Source organism: Mycobacterium sp. TH-M116 (genome assembly GCF_057473685.1).
Map to the genome: position 1 here is coordinate 13,387 of NZ_JBYCLC010000170.1, position 16,161 is coordinate 29,547.

Annotated in this window: 19 protein-coding genes and 2 pseudogenes; 11 read left to right on the forward strand and 10 right to left on the reverse strand. The window is 69.7% G+C overall.

The annotated features are described in order from the left end of the window. Positions 1-107: 107 nt before the first annotated feature. The 3 genes and pseudogenes from AC2VOK_RS08645 to AC2VOK_RS08655 all read left to right on the forward strand — a co-directional run. Positions 108-314: pseudogene (locus tag AC2VOK_RS08645) on the forward strand (peptide ABC transporter ATP-binding protein); the annotation flags it as partial. Between the two features lie 99 nt (positions 315-413). Beyond that, positions 414-917 carry a MarR family winged helix-turn-helix transcriptional regulator gene (locus tag AC2VOK_RS08650; protein ID WP_428900122.1) on the forward strand — a complete coding sequence of 168 codons (504 nt, stop codon included), beginning with the start codon at positions 414-416 and terminating at the stop codon, positions 915-917. Positions 918-965: 48 nt separating this feature from the next. Continuing rightward, positions 966-1,637 carry an SDR family oxidoreductase gene (locus AC2VOK_RS08655; RefSeq protein ID WP_428900104.1) on the forward strand — a complete coding sequence of 224 codons (672 nt, stop codon included), beginning with the start codon at positions 966-968 and terminating at the stop codon, positions 1,635-1,637. A 6-nt stretch (positions 1,638-1,643) separates the two neighbouring features. Here the strand turns inward: AC2VOK_RS08655 and leuS are convergent, their stop codons facing one another. Beyond that, positions 1,644-4,538 carry a leucine--tRNA ligase gene (gene leuS / locus AC2VOK_RS08660; protein ID WP_428900105.1) on the reverse strand — a complete coding sequence of 965 codons (2,895 nt, stop codon included), beginning with the start codon at positions 4,536-4,538 and terminating at the stop codon, positions 1,644-1,646. A gap of 187 nt (positions 4,539-4,725) precedes the next feature. Here leuS and AC2VOK_RS08665 point away from each other — a divergent pair, with 187 nt between their 5' ends. After that, complete coding sequence (locus tag AC2VOK_RS08665; protein WP_428900106.1) at positions 4,726-5,841, forward strand: LpqN/LpqT family lipoprotein; 1,116 nt, start codon at positions 4,726-4,728, stop codon at positions 5,839-5,841. A 63-nt stretch (positions 5,842-5,904) separates the two neighbouring features. Next, positions 5,905-6,246: a hypothetical protein gene (locus tag AC2VOK_RS08670; RefSeq protein ID WP_428900107.1), complete on the forward strand. Its 342-nt coding sequence runs from the start codon at positions 5,905-5,907 to the stop codon at positions 6,244-6,246. A gap of 59 nt (positions 6,247-6,305) precedes the next feature. Here the strand turns inward: AC2VOK_RS08670 and AC2VOK_RS08675 are convergent, their stop codons facing one another. Then, positions 6,306-6,911 (reverse strand): YqgE/AlgH family protein, encoded by a 606-nt coding sequence (locus AC2VOK_RS08675; RefSeq protein ID WP_428900108.1) that lies wholly within the window; start codon positions 6,909-6,911, stop codon positions 6,306-6,308. A gap of 144 nt (positions 6,912-7,055) precedes the next feature. On the opposite strand from AC2VOK_RS08675, the gene AC2VOK_RS08680 reads away from it, so the two are divergent. After that, entirely contained in the window at positions 7,056-8,321 is a 1,266-nt protein-coding gene (locus tag AC2VOK_RS08680) for an MFS transporter (RefSeq protein ID WP_428900123.1), read from the forward strand. Beyond that, positions 8,321-9,091, forward strand: a pseudogene (locus AC2VOK_RS08685) (TIGR03084 family metal-binding protein); the annotation flags it as partial. The gene AC2VOK_RS08680 and the pseudogene AC2VOK_RS08685, both read left to right, overlap by 1 nt. 16 nt (positions 9,092-9,107) lie before the next feature. Here AC2VOK_RS08685 and AC2VOK_RS08690 read toward each other — a convergent pair. Then, entirely contained in the window at positions 9,108-9,425 is a 318-nt protein-coding gene (locus tag AC2VOK_RS08690) for a DUF2710 family protein (protein WP_428900109.1), read from the reverse strand. A 221-nt stretch (positions 9,426-9,646) separates the two neighbouring features. Between AC2VOK_RS08690 and AC2VOK_RS08695 the strand changes: the two genes are divergently transcribed. Further along, positions 9,647-9,790 carry a hypothetical protein gene (locus tag AC2VOK_RS08695; protein ID WP_428900110.1) on the forward strand — a complete coding sequence of 48 codons (144 nt, stop codon included), beginning with the start codon at positions 9,647-9,649 and terminating at the stop codon, positions 9,788-9,790. A 26-nt stretch (positions 9,791-9,816) separates the two neighbouring features. Here the strand turns inward: AC2VOK_RS08695 and AC2VOK_RS08700 are convergent, their stop codons facing one another. The 6 genes from AC2VOK_RS08700 to AC2VOK_RS08725 all read right to left on the reverse strand — a co-directional run bounded on the left by AC2VOK_RS08700 (position 9,817) and on the right by AC2VOK_RS08725 (position 13,789). Further along, the gene (locus AC2VOK_RS08700) at positions 9,817-10,128 is read right to left on the reverse strand and encodes a DUF2694 family protein (RefSeq protein WP_428900111.1); all 312 of its coding nucleotides are present in this window, start codon (positions 10,126-10,128) and stop codon (positions 9,817-9,819) included. Continuing rightward, the gene (locus AC2VOK_RS08705; protein ID WP_428900112.1) at positions 10,125-10,442 is read right to left on the reverse strand and encodes an ESX-1 secretion-associated protein; all 318 of its coding nucleotides are present in this window, start codon (positions 10,440-10,442) and stop codon (positions 10,125-10,127) included. The genes AC2VOK_RS08700 and AC2VOK_RS08705 overlap by 4 nt, the downstream gene beginning before the upstream one ends. A gap of 70 nt (positions 10,443-10,512) precedes the next feature. Next, positions 10,513-11,697 (reverse strand): DUF4226 domain-containing protein, encoded by a 1,185-nt coding sequence (locus AC2VOK_RS08710; RefSeq protein WP_428900113.1) that lies wholly within the window; start codon positions 11,695-11,697, stop codon positions 10,513-10,515. Positions 11,698-11,768: 71 nt separating this feature from the next. Continuing rightward, positions 11,769-12,131 (reverse strand): DUF4226 domain-containing protein, encoded by a 363-nt coding sequence (locus AC2VOK_RS08715; RefSeq protein WP_428900114.1) that lies wholly within the window; start codon positions 12,129-12,131, stop codon positions 11,769-11,771. Between the two features lie 39 nt (positions 12,132-12,170). After that, the gene (locus AC2VOK_RS08720) at positions 12,171-13,001 is read right to left on the reverse strand and encodes a C40 family peptidase (RefSeq protein ID WP_428900115.1); all 831 of its coding nucleotides are present in this window, start codon (positions 12,999-13,001) and stop codon (positions 12,171-12,173) included. After that, the gene (locus AC2VOK_RS08725) at positions 13,001-13,789 is read right to left on the reverse strand and encodes a helix-turn-helix domain-containing protein (protein ID WP_428900116.1); all 789 of its coding nucleotides are present in this window, start codon (positions 13,787-13,789) and stop codon (positions 13,001-13,003) included. Before AC2VOK_RS08725 ends, AC2VOK_RS08720 begins: the two co-directional genes overlap by 1 nt. Positions 13,790-13,931: 142 nt before the next feature. Here AC2VOK_RS08725 and AC2VOK_RS08730 point away from each other — a divergent pair, with 142 nt between their 5' ends. From AC2VOK_RS08730 to AC2VOK_RS08740, 3 genes are all read left to right on the forward strand, one after another. Next, positions 13,932-14,348: a WhiB family transcriptional regulator gene (locus tag AC2VOK_RS08730; protein ID WP_428900117.1), complete on the forward strand. Its 417-nt coding sequence runs from the start codon at positions 13,932-13,934 to the stop codon at positions 14,346-14,348. A gap of 68 nt (positions 14,349-14,416) precedes the next feature. After that, positions 14,417-14,758, forward strand: coding sequence for a GNAT family N-acetyltransferase (locus AC2VOK_RS08735; RefSeq protein ID WP_428900118.1), 342 nt, complete (start codon positions 14,417-14,419; stop codon positions 14,756-14,758). A gap of 520 nt (positions 14,759-15,278) precedes the next feature. Then, positions 15,279-15,530 (forward strand): hypothetical protein, encoded by a 252-nt coding sequence (locus AC2VOK_RS08740; RefSeq protein ID WP_428900119.1) that lies wholly within the window; start codon positions 15,279-15,281, stop codon positions 15,528-15,530. 384 nt (positions 15,531-15,914) lie between these two features. Here the strand turns inward: AC2VOK_RS08740 and AC2VOK_RS08745 are convergent, their stop codons facing one another. Next, positions 15,915-16,085: a hypothetical protein gene (locus AC2VOK_RS08745; RefSeq protein WP_428900120.1), complete on the reverse strand. Its 171-nt coding sequence runs from the start codon at positions 16,083-16,085 to the stop codon at positions 15,915-15,917. Between the last annotated feature and the right edge of the window lie 76 nt (positions 16,086-16,161).

Below are 16,161 nucleotides of genomic sequence, written 5' to 3' on the forward strand. Positions count from 1 at the left end.
CGTTGCACGTGAGTGATCTTCGATGGTCGCGCAACTTGCACCCCATCTCGGGGTTGTTCCCCGGCCAGGTGGCCGGTTCCCTTCCGCGCGTCACAGCCACCTGCCCCGTCAAGGGAGTCCTTCACCCGATCGCCGCCCTGGGAGCCGAGGGCATGACCATGGTCGTCGTCACCCACGAGATGGGCTTTGCCCGCTCCGCCTCCGACACTGTCGTTTTCGTGGATCACGGCACACCGGTGGAATCGCGTCCGTGCGCGCGGATATTTCAAGCCGCCCAGACCGAGCGCCTGCAGCGCTTCCTCGACCACGTTCTTTGGCGATCTTTGGCGATCTTTGGCGATCTTTGGCGATCTGAAAATAGTCGTTGTCAGCTGTCTCGTCGGCACGCCCCATCGGGTTACACTGGGCGGATTATGGCGGAAAGCGAGTCGACCGCGGCCGAGGTCACGGAGCTGGCGGAAGGTCTGCATCGCGCTCTGTCCAAACTTTTCTCGATCCTGCGCCGCGGCGACCCCAACACCGACACGACCGGTGATCTCACGCTGGCGCAGTTGTCGATCCTGGTGACGCTGCTGGACCGGGGTCCCATCCGCATGACCGACCTGGCCACGCACGAACGGGTCCGGACCCCCACCACGACGGTCGCGATCCGACGGCTGGAGAAGATCGGGCTGGTCGCGCGTTCTCGCGACCCATCGGACCTGCGGGCCGTACTCGTCGACATCACCCAGCGTGGACGGACGGTTCTCAGCGAGTCGCTGGCCAACCGTCGCGCTGCCCTGGCCGCGATGCTCACCCAGCTGCCCGGATCGGACCTGAACACTCTCATGCGGGCACTGGCGCCGCTGGAGCGGCTGGCCTCCGGCGAGCCGGCGGCGAGCGCCGCAGGAGAGTCACCCGCACGCACACATGCGTGAAAAGCCCTGCTTTTCAACAATTCTCGGGCATCGCCTAGGCTCGAGAACATGCCCACTGCACTCATCACCGGCGCCGGCGGTGGAATCGGCTCGGCGATCGCCGCTGCGCTCGCCTCGACACACACCCTGCTGTTGGCCGGTCGGCCCTCCGACCGGCTCAAGGCCGTCGCCGAACGGCTCGACGCCACGACGTTGCCGCTCGACCTGACCGATCCCGACAGCATCGCATCCAGCCGCGAATCGCTCGACGAACTCGACGTGTTGATCCACAACGCCGGCGTATCCATTCCCGGCCACGTCGCCGATTCCGCCGTCGAGGAGTGGCGCGCCACCTTCGAGGTGAATGTCTTTGGCGCGGTAGCGCTTACCTTGACGGTGTTGCCGGCACTGCGACGCGCCCGCGGGCAGGTGGTGTTCATCAATTCCGGCGCGGGGAAACGGGTTTCGCCGGGCATGGCCTCCTATGCGGCCAGCAAGTTCGCGCTGCGGGCATTCGCCGACTCCCTGCGGGAGGACGAGCCTGATCTCCGGGTGACCACGATCTTTCCCGGCCGCACCGACACCGAGATGCAGCGCGAAATCGTCGCGTTCGAGCACGGCGAGTACGACACCGCCCATTTGCTGCGGCCCGAGACTGTCGCCGCGGCGGTCGCCGGCGCGGTCGCGACGGCGCCCGACGGTCACCTCCACGAGGTGGTGCTGCGCCCGGCGCGACACTGACCGGCCTCAGATCACCAGGTTGACCAGCCGGCCAGGGACCACGATCACCTTGCGGGGGGTGGCGCCGGCCAAAAACGCCCGCACCTTCTCGTCGGACAGCGCGGCGGCTTCCAGGGACCCGGCATCGGCGTCGGCGGCCACCACGACCCGTCCGCGCACCTTGCCGTTGACCTGCACCGGGTATTCCACAGTGTCGTCGACAAGATAGTCCGGGTCGGCCTGCGGGAACGGGCCGTGAGCCAGCGAGGCGCTGTGTCCCAGCCGCAGCCACAGCTCCTCGGCCAGGTGCGGGGCCAGTGGCGCCAGCATCAAAACCAGCGGCTCGACGGCCGCACGCGGCACCGAGACACGGTGCTCCTTGGTGAGGTGGTTGGTGTACTCGATGAGCTTGGCCGCAGCGGTGTTGTTGCGCAGTGCCGCATAGTCTTCGGCCACCCCCGCGATGGTGCGGTGCAGTACCCGCTGAGTTACGGGATCCAGCTCGTGCGTGTCAGCAACGCGGCTCTCACCGGTGCCCTCGTCGACCACCAGCCGCCACACCCGCTGCAGGAAACGGTGCGCCCCGACGACGTCCTTGGTGGCCCAGGGCCGAGAGGCCTCCAGCGGACCCATCGACATCTCGTAGACGCGCAGCGTGTCCGCGCCATATTCGTCGCAGATCTCATCGGGCGACACCGAATTCTTCAGGCTCTTGCCGATCTTGCCGAATTCCTGGAAGACCTCGATGTCGCCGCCGGGCGCCGCGTAGACGAAGCGCCCGTCGCGTTCGACCACCTCGTCGGCCGGAACGTAGGAACCACGGGCGTCGGTGTAGGCGAACGCCTGAATGTATCCCTGGTTGACCAGCCGTCGGTAGGGCTCCCGGGAGCTGACGTGGCCCAGGTCGTAGAGGACCTTGTGCCAGAACCGCGCATACAGCAGGTGCAGCACCGCGTGTTCGGCTCCCCCGACGTACAAGTCGACGCCGCCGGGGTCATCCGGGCCGTGTTCGGCCGGCCGCGGACCCATCCAGTAGGCCTCGTTCTCCTTGGCGCAGAACCGCTCCGAGTTGTGCGGGTCGATGTAGCGCAATTCGTACCAGGAGCTGCCCGCCCACTGCGGCATCACGTTGGTGTCGCGGCTGTAGGGCCGCAGCCCGTCGCCCAGATCGAGCTCGACGTGCACCCACTGCGTCGCCTTGGCCAGCGGCGGCGACGGCTCGCTGTCGGCGTCGTCGGGGTCGAACAGGACGGGCGAGTAGTCCGGCACGTCGGGCAGCTCGACGGGCAGGGCGGCCTCGTCGAGGGCATGCGGGCGTCCGTCGCCGTCGTAGACGATCGGGAAAGGCTCACCCCAGTACCGCTGGCGCGCGAAAAGCCAGTCTCGAAGCTTGAATTCGATGCGGGCTCGGCCGCGGCCGTCGGACTCCAGGCGGGCGGTCATCGCCTTTCTGGCTGCCGCGGTGTTCATGCCGTCAAGGAAGCCGGAGTTCACCAGCACCCCGTCGCCGGTGTGCGCTGCCTCCGAGACATCACCGCCTGCAATGACTTCCACGATCGGCAGGCGCAATGCGTGGGCGAAGTCCCAGTCCCGCTGGTCGTGGCCGGGGACGGCCATGATCGCCCCGGTGCCGTAGCCGGCCAGCACATAGTCGGCGACGAAGACCGGCACCGGTTCGCCGTTGGCCGGGTTGGTCGCGTAAGCGCCGAGAAAAACGCCGGTCTTTTCCTTGTTCTCCTGACGCTCGAGGTCCGACTTGGCTGCGATCGCGTTCCGGTAGGCGGCGACCGCCTGCGTCGGCGTGCCGGCGCCGTAGGTCCAGGCGGGGTCTACCCCGTCCGGCCAGTCGGTCACGACCAGTCGGTCGACCAGCTCGTGCTCAGGCGCCAGCACCAGGTATGTGGCACCGAACAGCGTGTCGGGCCGCGTGGTGAACACCTCGATGTCCACGACCGAGCCGGCGTTGGTGACCGCCGAGAACAGTACCTGCGCACCGGTGGAACGGCCGATCCAGTTGCGCTGCATGGTCTTGACCTGATCCGGCCAGTCCAGCAGGTCCAGGTCGTCGAGCAGCCGGTCCGAGTAGGCGGTGATCCGCATCATCCACTGCCGCAACCTTTTCCGGAACACCGGGAAGTTTCCGCGGTCGCTGCGGCCTTCGGCCGTCACCTCTTCGTTGGCCAGCACCGTGCCCAGGCCGGGACACCAGTTCACCATCGAGTCGGCGCGGTACACCAATCGGTGGCCGTCGATCACGTCGGCGCGCTCCCCCGCCGACAGCGCGGCCCAGTCCCGCCCGTCGTCGAGGCGGCGCGTACCGGCGTCGAATGCGGCGATCAGTTCACCGATCGGGCGGGCCTTGCCGGCGGCCGCGTCAAACCAGGCGTTGTAGATCTGCAGAAAGATCCACTGCGTCCATGTGTAGAACTCGACGTCGGTGGTGGAGAAGCTGCGCCGGCTGTCGTGGCCGAGCCCGAGCCGGCCCAGCTGGCGCCGGAAGTTCACGATGTTGGCCTCGGTCCGGGTTCTCGGATGGGTGCCGGTCTGCACCGCGTACTGCTCGGCCGGTAGCCCGAAGGCGTCAAACCCCAACGCGTGCAGCACATTATGGCCGGTCATTCGGAAATATCGGGCGTAGACATCGGTGGCGATGTAGCCCAGCGGGTGGCCGACATGCAGCCCCTCTCCCGACGGATACGGGAACATGTCCTGCACGAAAAGCTTGTCGCGAGGAATCGGCGCCCCCTCCGGCGGCGCAAGCGAACCCACCGGGTTGGCGACGTTGAAAGTGCCCAGCCGCGCCCAGTTGTCCTGCCAGGTGCTTTCGATACGGCTCGCCAGCGCCGCGGTATAGCGGTGTGGCGGCGCGTCGGAGTCCGGCTGCGGGGCAACGCCGGGGGCGGCGGTCGGGGATTCGGTCACGCCAACAGGGTATAAGGACCGCCCCCGCGCCCCTGCCGGCCACGGGTTGGTCTCGATTCCGTTGCGCGGTGATCAGGGCTTCATCCCAGCTCTATTGCGGTCCTGTTCAGCGCGTTTGACCACTGGATACAGTCAGCGACTAACGACCGGCGCTCGTGCCAAAGCCTTTTGGGAAGGACCGACGCAGATGATTCAGTTCGCCCCCACGCAGCGGGCATTTCTCGGGGGTATGGTTGCCGGGTTGATCGCCGTCGGGGTGGTCGCGGGCGCCAAGGCGTCGGCGGATCCTTTTCTTCCGGCCCCCCCACCGGTCCCCGCCGTTCCCGCGCAGGTGCCGGTGCAGTCCGACGTCGCCGCAGTGCCCGGCGGGGCGAGCGGCAACCGCGCCGTCGCCACCCCACCCGCGTCCAGTGCCCTGGTCCCGTCGAGCCCCGCGCCGGCCGGCGCCGCCGCGGCGTCGCCCGTCGCTTCGACGCCGCCTGCGGTGACACCCGCGACCACCGGGACGCTTCGCGAGTACCTGCAGGCGAAGGGGGTCAAGCTGGAAGCCCAGAAACCCCGGGGGCTCAAGGCGCTCGACATCACGCTGCCGGTGCCCGCTCGCTGGACCGAGGTGCCCGACCCCAACGTGCCCGACGCGTTCGCGGTGATCGCCGACCGCCAGGGCAACAGCATCTATACCTCGAACGCGCAGGTCGTGGTGTACAAGCTGGTCGGTAACTTCGAGCCCAGGGAAGCGATCGCGCACGGCTACGTCGACAGCCAGGAGTTGCCGGCCTGGCAGGCCACGAATGCCTCCCTGGCCGACTTCGACGGGTTCCCGTCGTCGGTGATCGAGGGCGTCTACCGCGACGGGGACATGATGCTCAACACGTCGCGCCGCCACATGATCGCCACCTCCGGGCGCGACAAATATCTGGTGTCCCTGTCGGTGACCACGGACCGCGCTCAAGCGGTCGCGGACGCACCGGCCACGGACGCCATCGTCAACGGATTCCGGGTAGCCGTGCCCGGCGCACCCGCCCAAGCACCCGCCCAGTCGCCGGCCCCAGCACCCGCCCAGGCGCCGGCCGCGACGCCGGCCGCGACGCCGGTCGGCCTACCCGCCGCCGCACCCGGCACCGCCCCCGCAACGGCCCCGGTCGGCCCTCCCGCACCGGCGCCCGCGACGAGCCCGCTGGGCCTGCCCGGCCAGGCGGCCCTGTCCAACCAGACGTCGCCCCAGCAGCCCGTCCCCAACCTGCTGGCCCTGGTACCGGGCCTGCCGCCACTGCCGAACCTGCACCTCGGCCCGCAACACTGAGAGCCGGCGCTCCGACGCCGCCCTGGGCGAGCGCGTCCCCGACCCGGCTCGTATTGTGGGGCCATGCTGATCGCGGGGGTGTTGTGCATGTGTGCGGCGGTGGCATCCGCCGGCTTCGGCGTCTGGTCGCTCTCCCGGGGCCAAACCGCCGACACCATCCCGCGTGCATTGCGCGCGATGGCCCCCACCCAGCTGGCGGCCGCGGTGATGCTGACCGCCGGCGGTGTGGTGGCCCTGGCGGCGTCCCCGCACACCGCACTCGTCGTGCTGATCGTCTGCGTCGCCGGTGCCCTCGGGACGCTCGCCGCCGGCTCCTGGCAGAGCGCGCGTTTCGCGCTGAACCAATCGGCTGCGGCCCCCGGCTGTGGCGGTGCCTGCGCGGGCTGCACGCAGACCTGCGGCTGAGGGACGCCGCCACGCGGCGGGCAGATGCCCGGGCTTCGCGAGCGCCTCTGCGCCGACTCTCAGTTGCGGCTGACGTCGATCGGGTGGGTGGCGAGCAGCGACAGCGGCAGCGGCTGCCGGCGCAGCACCTGACCCCACAGGTCGGTCCGCGGCCCCACCAGAACGTCGGAGGGCAAGGCGGATAGCACAATCCAGTCGTCGCGCTCGATCTCGCCTTCCAGCTGACCGATGGTCCAGCCGGAGTATCCGGCAAAGATCCGTATCCCCTCCACCAGAGGCGCGATCATGTCCGGGTCGGCGTCCAGGTCTACCATCACCACCCGGCCGGTGACGTGACGCAGCCCCGGCACACCCTGCGGGTCGGCACCGCCTCGAAGCGTCGCCAGACACAGCGCCGCATCACGCTTGACTGGCCCCCCGATGAACATGGTCTTGGGCTTGGCCACCAGCTTGGCCCACTGCGGCAACACGTTGTACACCGCCGTTTCGCTGGCCCGGTTGACCACGACGCCCAATGTGCCGCCCTCGTTGTGTTCCACGATGTAGATCACGCTGCGCCGGAACGTGGGTTCGAGGAGATTCGTGTTGGCCAGCAACAAGGTACCCGCGCGCACCCGCTGCGCGGCGCGAGCGACAAAGTCCTCGGGATCTTCGGGCGGGGGCATCACACCATCATCGCATCCTGGGGCGTGGTCGCCTGGGGGAATCGAGGGTCGCCCACACATATTTGTACTGTTGTCGACAGCGGCGTCGACCGCAGCGATTGTGCCTGCCCCCTCACGGAAGTCGGTTCTGTGACTCAAACCCGGATGCCCCCGCGCGCACCCGTCGACATCTGGCGGTCGGTGCGCGTTTTGCCGGATTTCTGGCGACTGCTGCAGGTGCGCATGGCGTGTCAATTCGGTGATGGCCTGTTCCAGGCGGGAATGGCCGGGGCGCTGCTGTTCAGCCCGGACCGAGCCGCCGGCCCGCTGGAGATCGCGCGCTCGTTCACGGTGCTGTTCCTGCCTTACTCACTGCTGGGCCCCTTCGCCGGCGCGCTGATGGACCGCTGGGATCGGCGCCTGGTGCTCGTCGGCGCCAACGGGGTGCGACTGATCCTGATCGCCGTGATCGGCACGATCCTCGCCGTGCGGGCCGGAGACATGGCGCTGCTGATCGCGGCGTTGTTCGCCAACGGTTTGGCACGGTTCGTCGCGTCGGGCCTGTCGGCGTCGCTGCCGCACGTGGTGCCGCGCGAACAGGTGGTGACGATGAACGCGGTCGCCACCGCGTCGGGCGCCGTGGCAGCGTTCCTGGGCGCCAACTTCATGCTGGTGCCCCGCGTGCTGATGGGCGCCGGAGACGACGGCGCCTCGGCGATCATCTTCCTCACCGCGGTCCCGGTGGCGATCGCGGCGCTCCTGTCACTGCGTTTCGGCGCGCGCGTGCTCGGCCCGGACGACACGATGCGCGCCATCCACGGGTCGGCCCTGTACGCGGTCGTCACCGGCTGGCTGCACGGTGCACGCACGGTCGTGCGCTACCCGACGGTGGCCGGCACCTTGTCGGGGTTGGTCGCACACAGGATGGCGGTCGGCATCAACTCGCTGCTGATCCTGTTGCTGGTCCGCCACCTGAGCGGCCCGGACGCCGGGGGCCTGCGCACCGCGCTGATGTTCTTCGCCGCCACGGGCCTCGGGGCGTTCCTGGCCAATCTCCTGACGCCGGTTGCGGTGCGCAGGTGGGGGCGCTACGCCACGGCCAACGGCGCGTTGGCCGCCGCCGCGCTGATCCAGACCGCCGGTGCCGGGCTGCGTATCCCGGTCCTGGTGGTGTGCGGCTTTCTGCTCGGCGTGGCCGGTCAGGTGGTCAAGCTGTGCGCCGACTCCGCGATGCAGATCGACGTCGACGACGCGTTGCGCGGACACGTGTTCGCCGTGCAGGACGCGCTGTTCTGGGTGGCATTCATCGCCGCGGTCACCGTGACGGCGGCGATGATCCCGGCTGACGGGCACGCGCCCGCCTTCGCCCTGTTCGGGTCGGCTCTGTATCTGGGCGGGCTGCTGACCCACAGCTTCCTGGGCAGGCGATGATGGCCGGCCCAGGACCGATCGTCGCCGACCTGCGCGCCGAGAGCGACGATCTCGACGCCCTGGTGGCGGCACTTCCGCAGAACCGGTGGGCACTTCCGACGCCCGCGGCGGGCTGGACCATCGCCCACCAGATCGCGCACCTGCTGTGGACGGATCGGGTCGCGCTGAGCGCGGTCACCGGCGACGCGGCGTTCACCGCAGCTCTCGAGGCCGCCGCGGCCGACCCGACCGGCTTCGTCGACAAGGGAGCCGGGGAGCTGGCGGCCCTGCCGCCGTCGGAGTTGCTCGCCGAGTGGCGGGAGAACCGGGCGAGACTGCACGAGGCGCTGCTGGCGGTGCCCGACGGGCGCAAGGTGCCGTGGTTCGGGCCACCGATGAGCGCCGCGTCGATGGCCACGGCCCGGCTGATGGAGACCTGGGCGCACGGGCTCGACGTGGCCGACGCACTCGGCGTCACGCGGCCCGCCACGCCGCGGCTGCGGTCGATCGCCCATCTTGGGGTGCGCACCCGCGACTACGCGTTCTTCGTCCACAATCTGGCCGCCCCGGCCGGGCCGTTCCTCGTCGAGCTGCGGGGCCCCGGCGGCGGCATCTGGTCGTGGGGGCCGCCCGACGCCGCCCAGCGGGTCACCGGTTCGGCCCTGGACTTCTGCTACCTGGTCACCCAGCGGCGCGCGCTCGACGAACTCGACGTCACCGCCGAGGGCGCCGACGCGCGACGCTGGCTGGAGATCGCCCAGGCCTTCGCCGGCCCGCCGGGCGCCGGCCGGTACCGGGCCGGCGCGGTCAGTGCAGCGAGCCGCCGTAGGTCGCCTCGTTCTGGGTCTCGGCCTCTTCGCGCAGGGCGGTGATCGCCAGGTTCAACCGGTCCGCCAGCTCCCGATGGGTGTAGCCGGTCATCACCCCCGGGTGCAGCGTCAGCTGCAGCAATCTGCCGTCGGAGTTCGCGACAGCGTGAATGTCGCCGAGGTCGACGCTGTAGGTGATGCTCGCGGCCTGGGCAACCAGAGCTTCCCACCTGTCGGCCGCTTCGCTCAGATCGCGGAGCACCGAGTCGACGAGATCGTTGTCGCTCAGGTTCGCGCCACCGCCCGGCCCCGACACGCAGCCAGTATCCTTCAGTGTTCCGAGCAGCGTCAATTCACGCTCGGGGGCTCACGTACACCGGTGGTCCACCCGGTTTGTGGAACCAGGCAGCAAGCAGGGATCGTCGCCGGGATCCTGCCCCGGCAGCTGGTGTAGCCGGTGGAGCGCAACGGCATCCCCCGCATGCCTTGTGCAATCGGCGAATTGTGCGGTCGCACGGGCCTGGGTAGCGTGCAGTCATGGCCGAATCTGCGCTGCAGCAGCAACTCGACGAAGTGCGTGCCCTGCTCGCACGAGCGCGGGAACTGTTCGGCCCCAACCCGATCGAGCCGCCCGCCGATATCGCCCCGGATCCCGCTGCGGTCACGACACGGCTGGGCTAGCAGCGTTCGAGTTCCGCCCGGAGCGGCTACGTCATGCCGTTGCGACGCCGCAGGTGGTGCGACAGCAGCTTTTCGATCGCCGCATCGAGGTGGTAAGGGGTCGGCACCTCCGCCGACGGCGTGTGTCCGGCGGCCAGGATCTCGTCGCGCACCTCCAGCAACGCCTTCAGGTGCGACACGTCGGCGGTCAACAGAATGCCCCGCGCCAGCGTCTCGACGTCGGTTTCCATCGCCTCGTCGCTGAGGGTGACGCTGTGCATGTAGCCGCCGCGGCAGGACCGGACGAGGATGTGCCCGCTCGGGTGGACGGTGTCAAAGGCGGGGTTGGGGTCGGTCATCGACCGGTGTCGGCAATGCCGCCGAATTCGTTGGCCGCATCGCGCTCGTGCTTTTCCCAGCTGCTTGCCGACAACCGCAGCTTGTCGGCGATGTCGGCGTGGTCGTCGGCTTGCTGTTCATAGCACCGGCGCCGCAGCTCGAGCAGCTCGCGCCCGGCGTCACGGAGGTCGCCGAAGATCGGGCCCAGCGAGTCCAGGCTCTCCTGGATCGCCGCATGCGACGACGGAACGGTCCGTAGATAGTCGGAGGCCTCCTGATGCTGCGCGGCGGCCTGCCGCAGCTGTACGGGCTCCACGTGGATCGAATCGGCCATCCGCTGTCTCCTGTTCATGCGCCGCCGGCGGTGCCGGCCAGTTCGCCGTTGGAAGTCGTCGTGTCGGTGGTCACGTCGCCGCCGGCCGCGTCGGGGTCGGTGCGGCCGGCCCGCTCGGGGCCGTCGGCGCAGTCGTCACCGCCGGTGGGTGCTCCCAGCCTAGAAAGTCCGGCCCGCTCACGGTGGCGATGTACTGAATCTGGCCGTCCAGAAGAGCCTTGTCCGTCCCGAGCGCAAGTGCGTGACGGTCGGTGAGCATGCCTATGTCCCCCGGGGCGACGTCGCGCGGGTCGATCGGATGGGCGACCGCCGTACCCGGCGTGGGCAGGGTGATGCCCTGTCGCGCAAACGCCTCGGCGATCGGGGTCCCGGAGACCGCGGCCGCGATGGCTGCGGCCAGCCCAGGAGTGGCCGCGGCCACCACCTCGCCGTCGGGCAGCGTTACCTCCGTCGGCGTGTCCGCCGCGCCGGGGCTCCCGGCGTCGCGCGAAGGGAGAGCGGCGTCGTCACCCGGGTCCGCGTCTTCGGATCCCGCCGGCGCTTCGTCGTCGAGGTCCCCCAGCGCCGGGTCTGGTTCGCCGTCCCGCGGATCGCGAGCCGGCAGGGCCCAGTCGGCCGGCACGCCCGGAGCCGCGCCCAATCCGGGTTGTGGCCCGGCCCCGAAGGCGGGGAACTGCGGGATCCCCAGGGCCGGGGCGGGCGGCGCGGTCGCGCCGACTTCCGCCGTACCGGGCTCCGACGGATCGGCGTCCAACGCACCCGCGTCGTCGGCCGACAGCGCGTCCAGCAACGGGTCCCATTCGGAGTCGGGATCGTCCGAGAGGTCGACGACGGGCGGGTCCTCCCCGGTATCCGCGGCGCTTCCGGCGGCAGCGTACAGCGATGTCCACGCAGCCATCAGCGCGGATTTCGACGTATCGTCGAGGCTCGCGCTCATCACGACGGCCCGGATGTCCCTGAGCTTGCCGATGAGGAACCGTTGGAAATCGCGTGCGCCCGCCGCGGTGTCCAGGTCGGATCGCGTGCGCACCGCGGCTTCGGTCTCCCGCTGCAACCCGGTCAACGCGTCTCGACCCTCGACGGTGGTCAGGTGTGCGTTCAGGATCGCCGAGACAACCTGCATGTCCAGTTGCGAGGTTGCCGAATGCTGCCGGGCGAGAGCCACTTCGGCGGCCGCTATGGCGTCGGCGGCCGTTCCCGACGCGGGACCGTGCGGCGTTGCGTCCGGGTATGCGCGGCGTGGAGACCCCTGCATGACGGCCGACAGTACCCAGGCGGGATTCCGTCGACAATTCAGCGCGGCGCGGTTGTGGACGACGCGTCCCGCTAGCCGTTCGGTGCGCCGTACGCCGCCCGCAGGCCCTCCAACACACTACTTTTCATGCGGCTGAGCTCGTGTGCGTCGGCGACGACGGCCCTGATCTCGCGCAGCTTGGCCGACAGGAAGTTGTGCAACTCGCGCGCGCCCAGGGGTGTGTCGGCGGCCAAGTCCGCCTGGTCGAGGGCGGCGCGGTCGATTTCCTCGGCAATGGCGTCGAGCCGCCGGACGCTCTCCCGTGTCGCGGCGTGCACGCCGGCCAGCGCCTCCGCGAGGACTCGATCGGCGTCGGCCGCGCTATTGTGTCTGCTCGCCAGCACCGACTGGTGTGCGCGAATTGCGGCCACCGAAGACCCCGCGTACTCGCTCATCAGTTCAACCCCTTCATCTGGCACCGGCCCGATGGTTCGTCATAGCGGGCGCCGGATCTCAACGTTGCCACCGAGCCGGCTGATCCGCACCGCGGCCCCCGAGTGGGGCGCCTCGATGACCAGGCCGTTGCCGATCGCCAACTGCACGTGACCGGCATGCGGAAAGACCAGGTCGCCCGCGCGGACCTGCGAGCGCGGTACCGGAACACCATCGTGAATCTGCTGATAGGTGGTGCGCTCCAGGTGGACACCAGCCTGCGCGTAGCACCACTGGACCAGCCCGGAACAGTCGAACTGGTCGGGGCCGGCCGCACCCCAGACATACGGTCGTCCCAACCGCGACAACCCGGCCCGCACCGCGCGGGCGGAGCGACCTTTCGGGGACAGGCGCAGCGCCGTCGATCCGCGATCGTGCATGAGCCGGTATCCCAGGGCGCGCAGCACCGCGGCGTGTCGCCGCGACCGCGCGCGGGCCGCCAGCACGTGCACCCGTTGGACGCGCAACCGAGCCGCCCGGCGGCGCAGCGCTTCACGCCGTGCCAGCGGCGTTGTCGCGGGAGCGGCGGCGTCGGCGTCGGCGCGGGCCAGGTCCACGACGTCCCCGGTGAGTGCCCGGGCCCGCGCCCGGTCGCGGTGGGCTTCGGCGACGACGCGGCCGGCCTCGGCGTCCGCGGCGGCCGCCTCTGCAAGCCGTTGCCGGGAATGCTCGGCGGCAAGGTGGTAGGCGCGTGGCCCGGCAACGACATTCGGCGCCGCCGGGCGTCGCGGAGTCCCCCGGTCGGGTGGGAGCACCGGATTCCACGCCGGCGCTTCGGAATGGCCGGTGAACAGTCGATGGGCCCGGCCGAGCACCGCGAGTTCGCTCTCCATCACTGATCCCCCTCGCCGATGTCCGGGTCCGTCGCGTCGCTGGCCGCCGATTCGACCGCCTCGGTGAAGGCACGGACGCGGGGGAGGGCCCCCGGCGGGATGGCGCCCCTGTTGCGGATGTCCCACACGTCCTCGGTGGCGACGCCCAGCAGAGCCGCGATGACCATCTCCGGCATCGACGACCTCGCGCAGGCCCGGTCGAAGCGGGCGCCCAGGCTGTTGGGCATCCGGCTCAGCAAGGCCGCGCGCGTGGTCTCGAGCGCCCGCAGGTGCTGCATGATCCGGCCCGCCGAGTCCGCCCCGGCGCTCACCGCCACCCGCCAGGAACCGGCGGCCAGCATCTCCGCCTTCACGCATTGCGCGATCACAGAGAGAATATACGTCTCGTATTCGTTTGATGTCGTCGCCGGCAGGCGTTCGATGACCGATGTGAGCGCGTCGAGCTGCGCTTCGGCATACCCCTCCAGGACCTCGGTGTCGCTGTGGCGGTCAACCACCACGGCTCCGCTGCGGCGTACGGCCATCGCATCGAGGGGTTGCGCGGCCGTCAGCCGGGCCAGCTCGGCGTCGGGATCGGCGGCCACCAACAGCCGCGAATACGTGCCCGGCGGCAATCCGAGACCGTTTTCAACCTTTTGAACTGTGCTTTTGTGCGGCTTGCGGGCGCCGCGCTCCAAGAAGCTCAACCCCATCACGCTGACGCCGGTGGCCGCGGCGAGCTCAGCTAACGAAAGGTCGCGGGATTCGCGCAACGCGCGGATGGCGGCGCCGGCCGATTCACGGCTCATCACACGCTCCGGCCATAGGGCGGATAGTACACAGACCCTTCCGCGGATCTCGGTATATACGTTTTTGTCACGTTTCCCTTGCGTGAGCTGACGACAAGCGTATACGCTTCCGAATACGTTTCAGTTTAGGAAGGAGACCGGCATGGGGCATCCCTGCGCAACCAACCCCGAACTGTGGTTCGGCTATCCCGACGACGACGGCGCCGACGGCGCGGCAAAGGCCCGGGCTTACGAGGCGTCGGCCACGGAGGCGCGGATCCAGTGCCTGCGCCGGTGCCCGCTGGCGCAACAGCGCCTGTGCGCCCAGCACGCCCTCGCCCATCGGGAGGAGTACGGCGTCTGGGCCGGCGTCAAACTGCCCGGCGGTCAGTACCGCAAGCGCGAACAGCTTGCCCGCGCCCACGACACCCTGCGGCGCATCGCGAGTGGCGAGATCAATTCACGTCAGCTACCCGACAACGCGGCTCTACTCGCCCGTCACGAGCACGATGCCGTTCCGGCGGCAGCAGTGGTGCTGCATCTGCCGATCGCACAGGCCGGTCCGCGCTCGGCTGCGTGAAAACCGACGCACCAGTTTGCTGGTACGGTCGCAATCGTCCGGATACGGGTCATTCCACGGGAGATGAGATGCCTGCCGACAAGACCGGTGCGCATGCCACCATCAGCGCAGAGGAGGGCCGGTACACGATTTCGGTCGACGGCCGGGTGGTCGGCTATGCCTCATTCGCCGACCGGGGGTACCAGCGGGTCTTCGACCACACGGAGATCCATCCCGAATTCGGTGGACGTGGTCTGGCGACCCTGCTGGTCGAAGAAGCGCTCAACGGCGCCCGCGATGCGGGCAAGCGCATCGTTCCCGTGTGTTCGATGATCGGCACGGTGCTGAACAAACACCCCGAATTCGACGGAATCACCGACCCGGTGAACGATGACGTCCTGCGATGGGCGCGGACCGCGTCGAACGGTTGAACTCACGTATCGACGGCATCGCTGATCGGTCCGGCCGGTGACCTGTGCGGGCTGCCCGTCGACGTTGCCGGTGACGACGAAATGGCCCGCGTGGATTGCCCGCAGTTTCTCCAAAGCCGCCCTCGTGACGGCGATGGCGTCGTCCTCGCGGGCCTGCGTACGCGGTGGGAGCGGCGCGTCAGACTTCCGCGGAATTGCCGGCGCGCACCGGACGCAAGGTTGTCGGTAGGGGTATTGACCTGCAGGCGGCAGTCAATTCACCCGGCGCCCGCCGCAGGAAGGTGACGCCGCCGCCCGTGACGAGCGCGCGCCGCGGGCGACAGCGTCACCGAAGATCCGCCCGGGGGAGAGGCGCTGTGCCCCGTGGCACTGTGGTCAGGGACGCGGGGGGGTCCCGACGCAAACGCCGCCGGCGCACGCTCCGGCGCCACCGGGTCCCGCCGACGCCCCGGCGCCAGGCACGCCCGCGCTCGCCCCACCGGGCCCTGCTCCGGCGCCCGCACCGCCCGGCGCGTTCGTGGTGACCCCGCCGGGTCCGACGCCTCCGCCCGGTTCTCCCGGCTCGGCGGGCGGGGAAGCCGGCGTGGTCGGGGTGGTGCTGGTCGGGGTGACGGTCGTCGTGACCGTCGTGGTCGACGGCGTGTTCTCGTGTTCGCTCGAACCGCACGCCGCGGTCAGCGTACTCAGCCCGACAGCCGTCGTCAGCGCCGCGGCGACGACGAAACGGCGGGCGATCCGCTTCTGGATCATCTTCGAATACCCAATCTGTTGAGCGAAGGGACGGTCTCCTTAGGGCATCTACCCACTTGGGTGCGACGTCAACCGCGATCCTCGCAGAGGTTCCTCCGCTTCGGAACCCACTGCACGGCACAACGGCGGGTGACCCGCCCAGACGGTCGGCGTGCGCGCAACGGCCCCCCGGCGGCCGGTACCGGAGCGCGAGGGCATGGTGGTCGATTGCGCAGGCCGCGTCGCAGATCGTCGCCATCCCGACGTCGCGCACGATCGGTGGCCTGCACGGGGCGGGCACCAAGGCGATCGTGCGCGCCGGCTTCCACCGTGATGGGACAACACGCAGTCGGAGCTCGAACTGCTTGTCGACGCGCTGACAGCGGGCGAGGCGCCCTCCGAGAATGGAGGCGCCCCGGGGCGCCGGCTAGGTCGCGGTCGAGGGAACCGTCACGACGACACCGGCCAACAGCCGCGCGTCGGCGGTTGCGGTGTCGACGACGAACTCGGAGCCCTTGACGTAGCTGACCGATCCATCCGAGGTTTGAAAATCCCGGACGAATCTGATCGTCACCGAGGTGTCGGGCGACCGCGTCATGGCAGACACCATACATCGGTATTGGAAGCCGGGTATTGGAAGCCGGGTATTGGAAGCCGTGGAGATGCGTATGCCC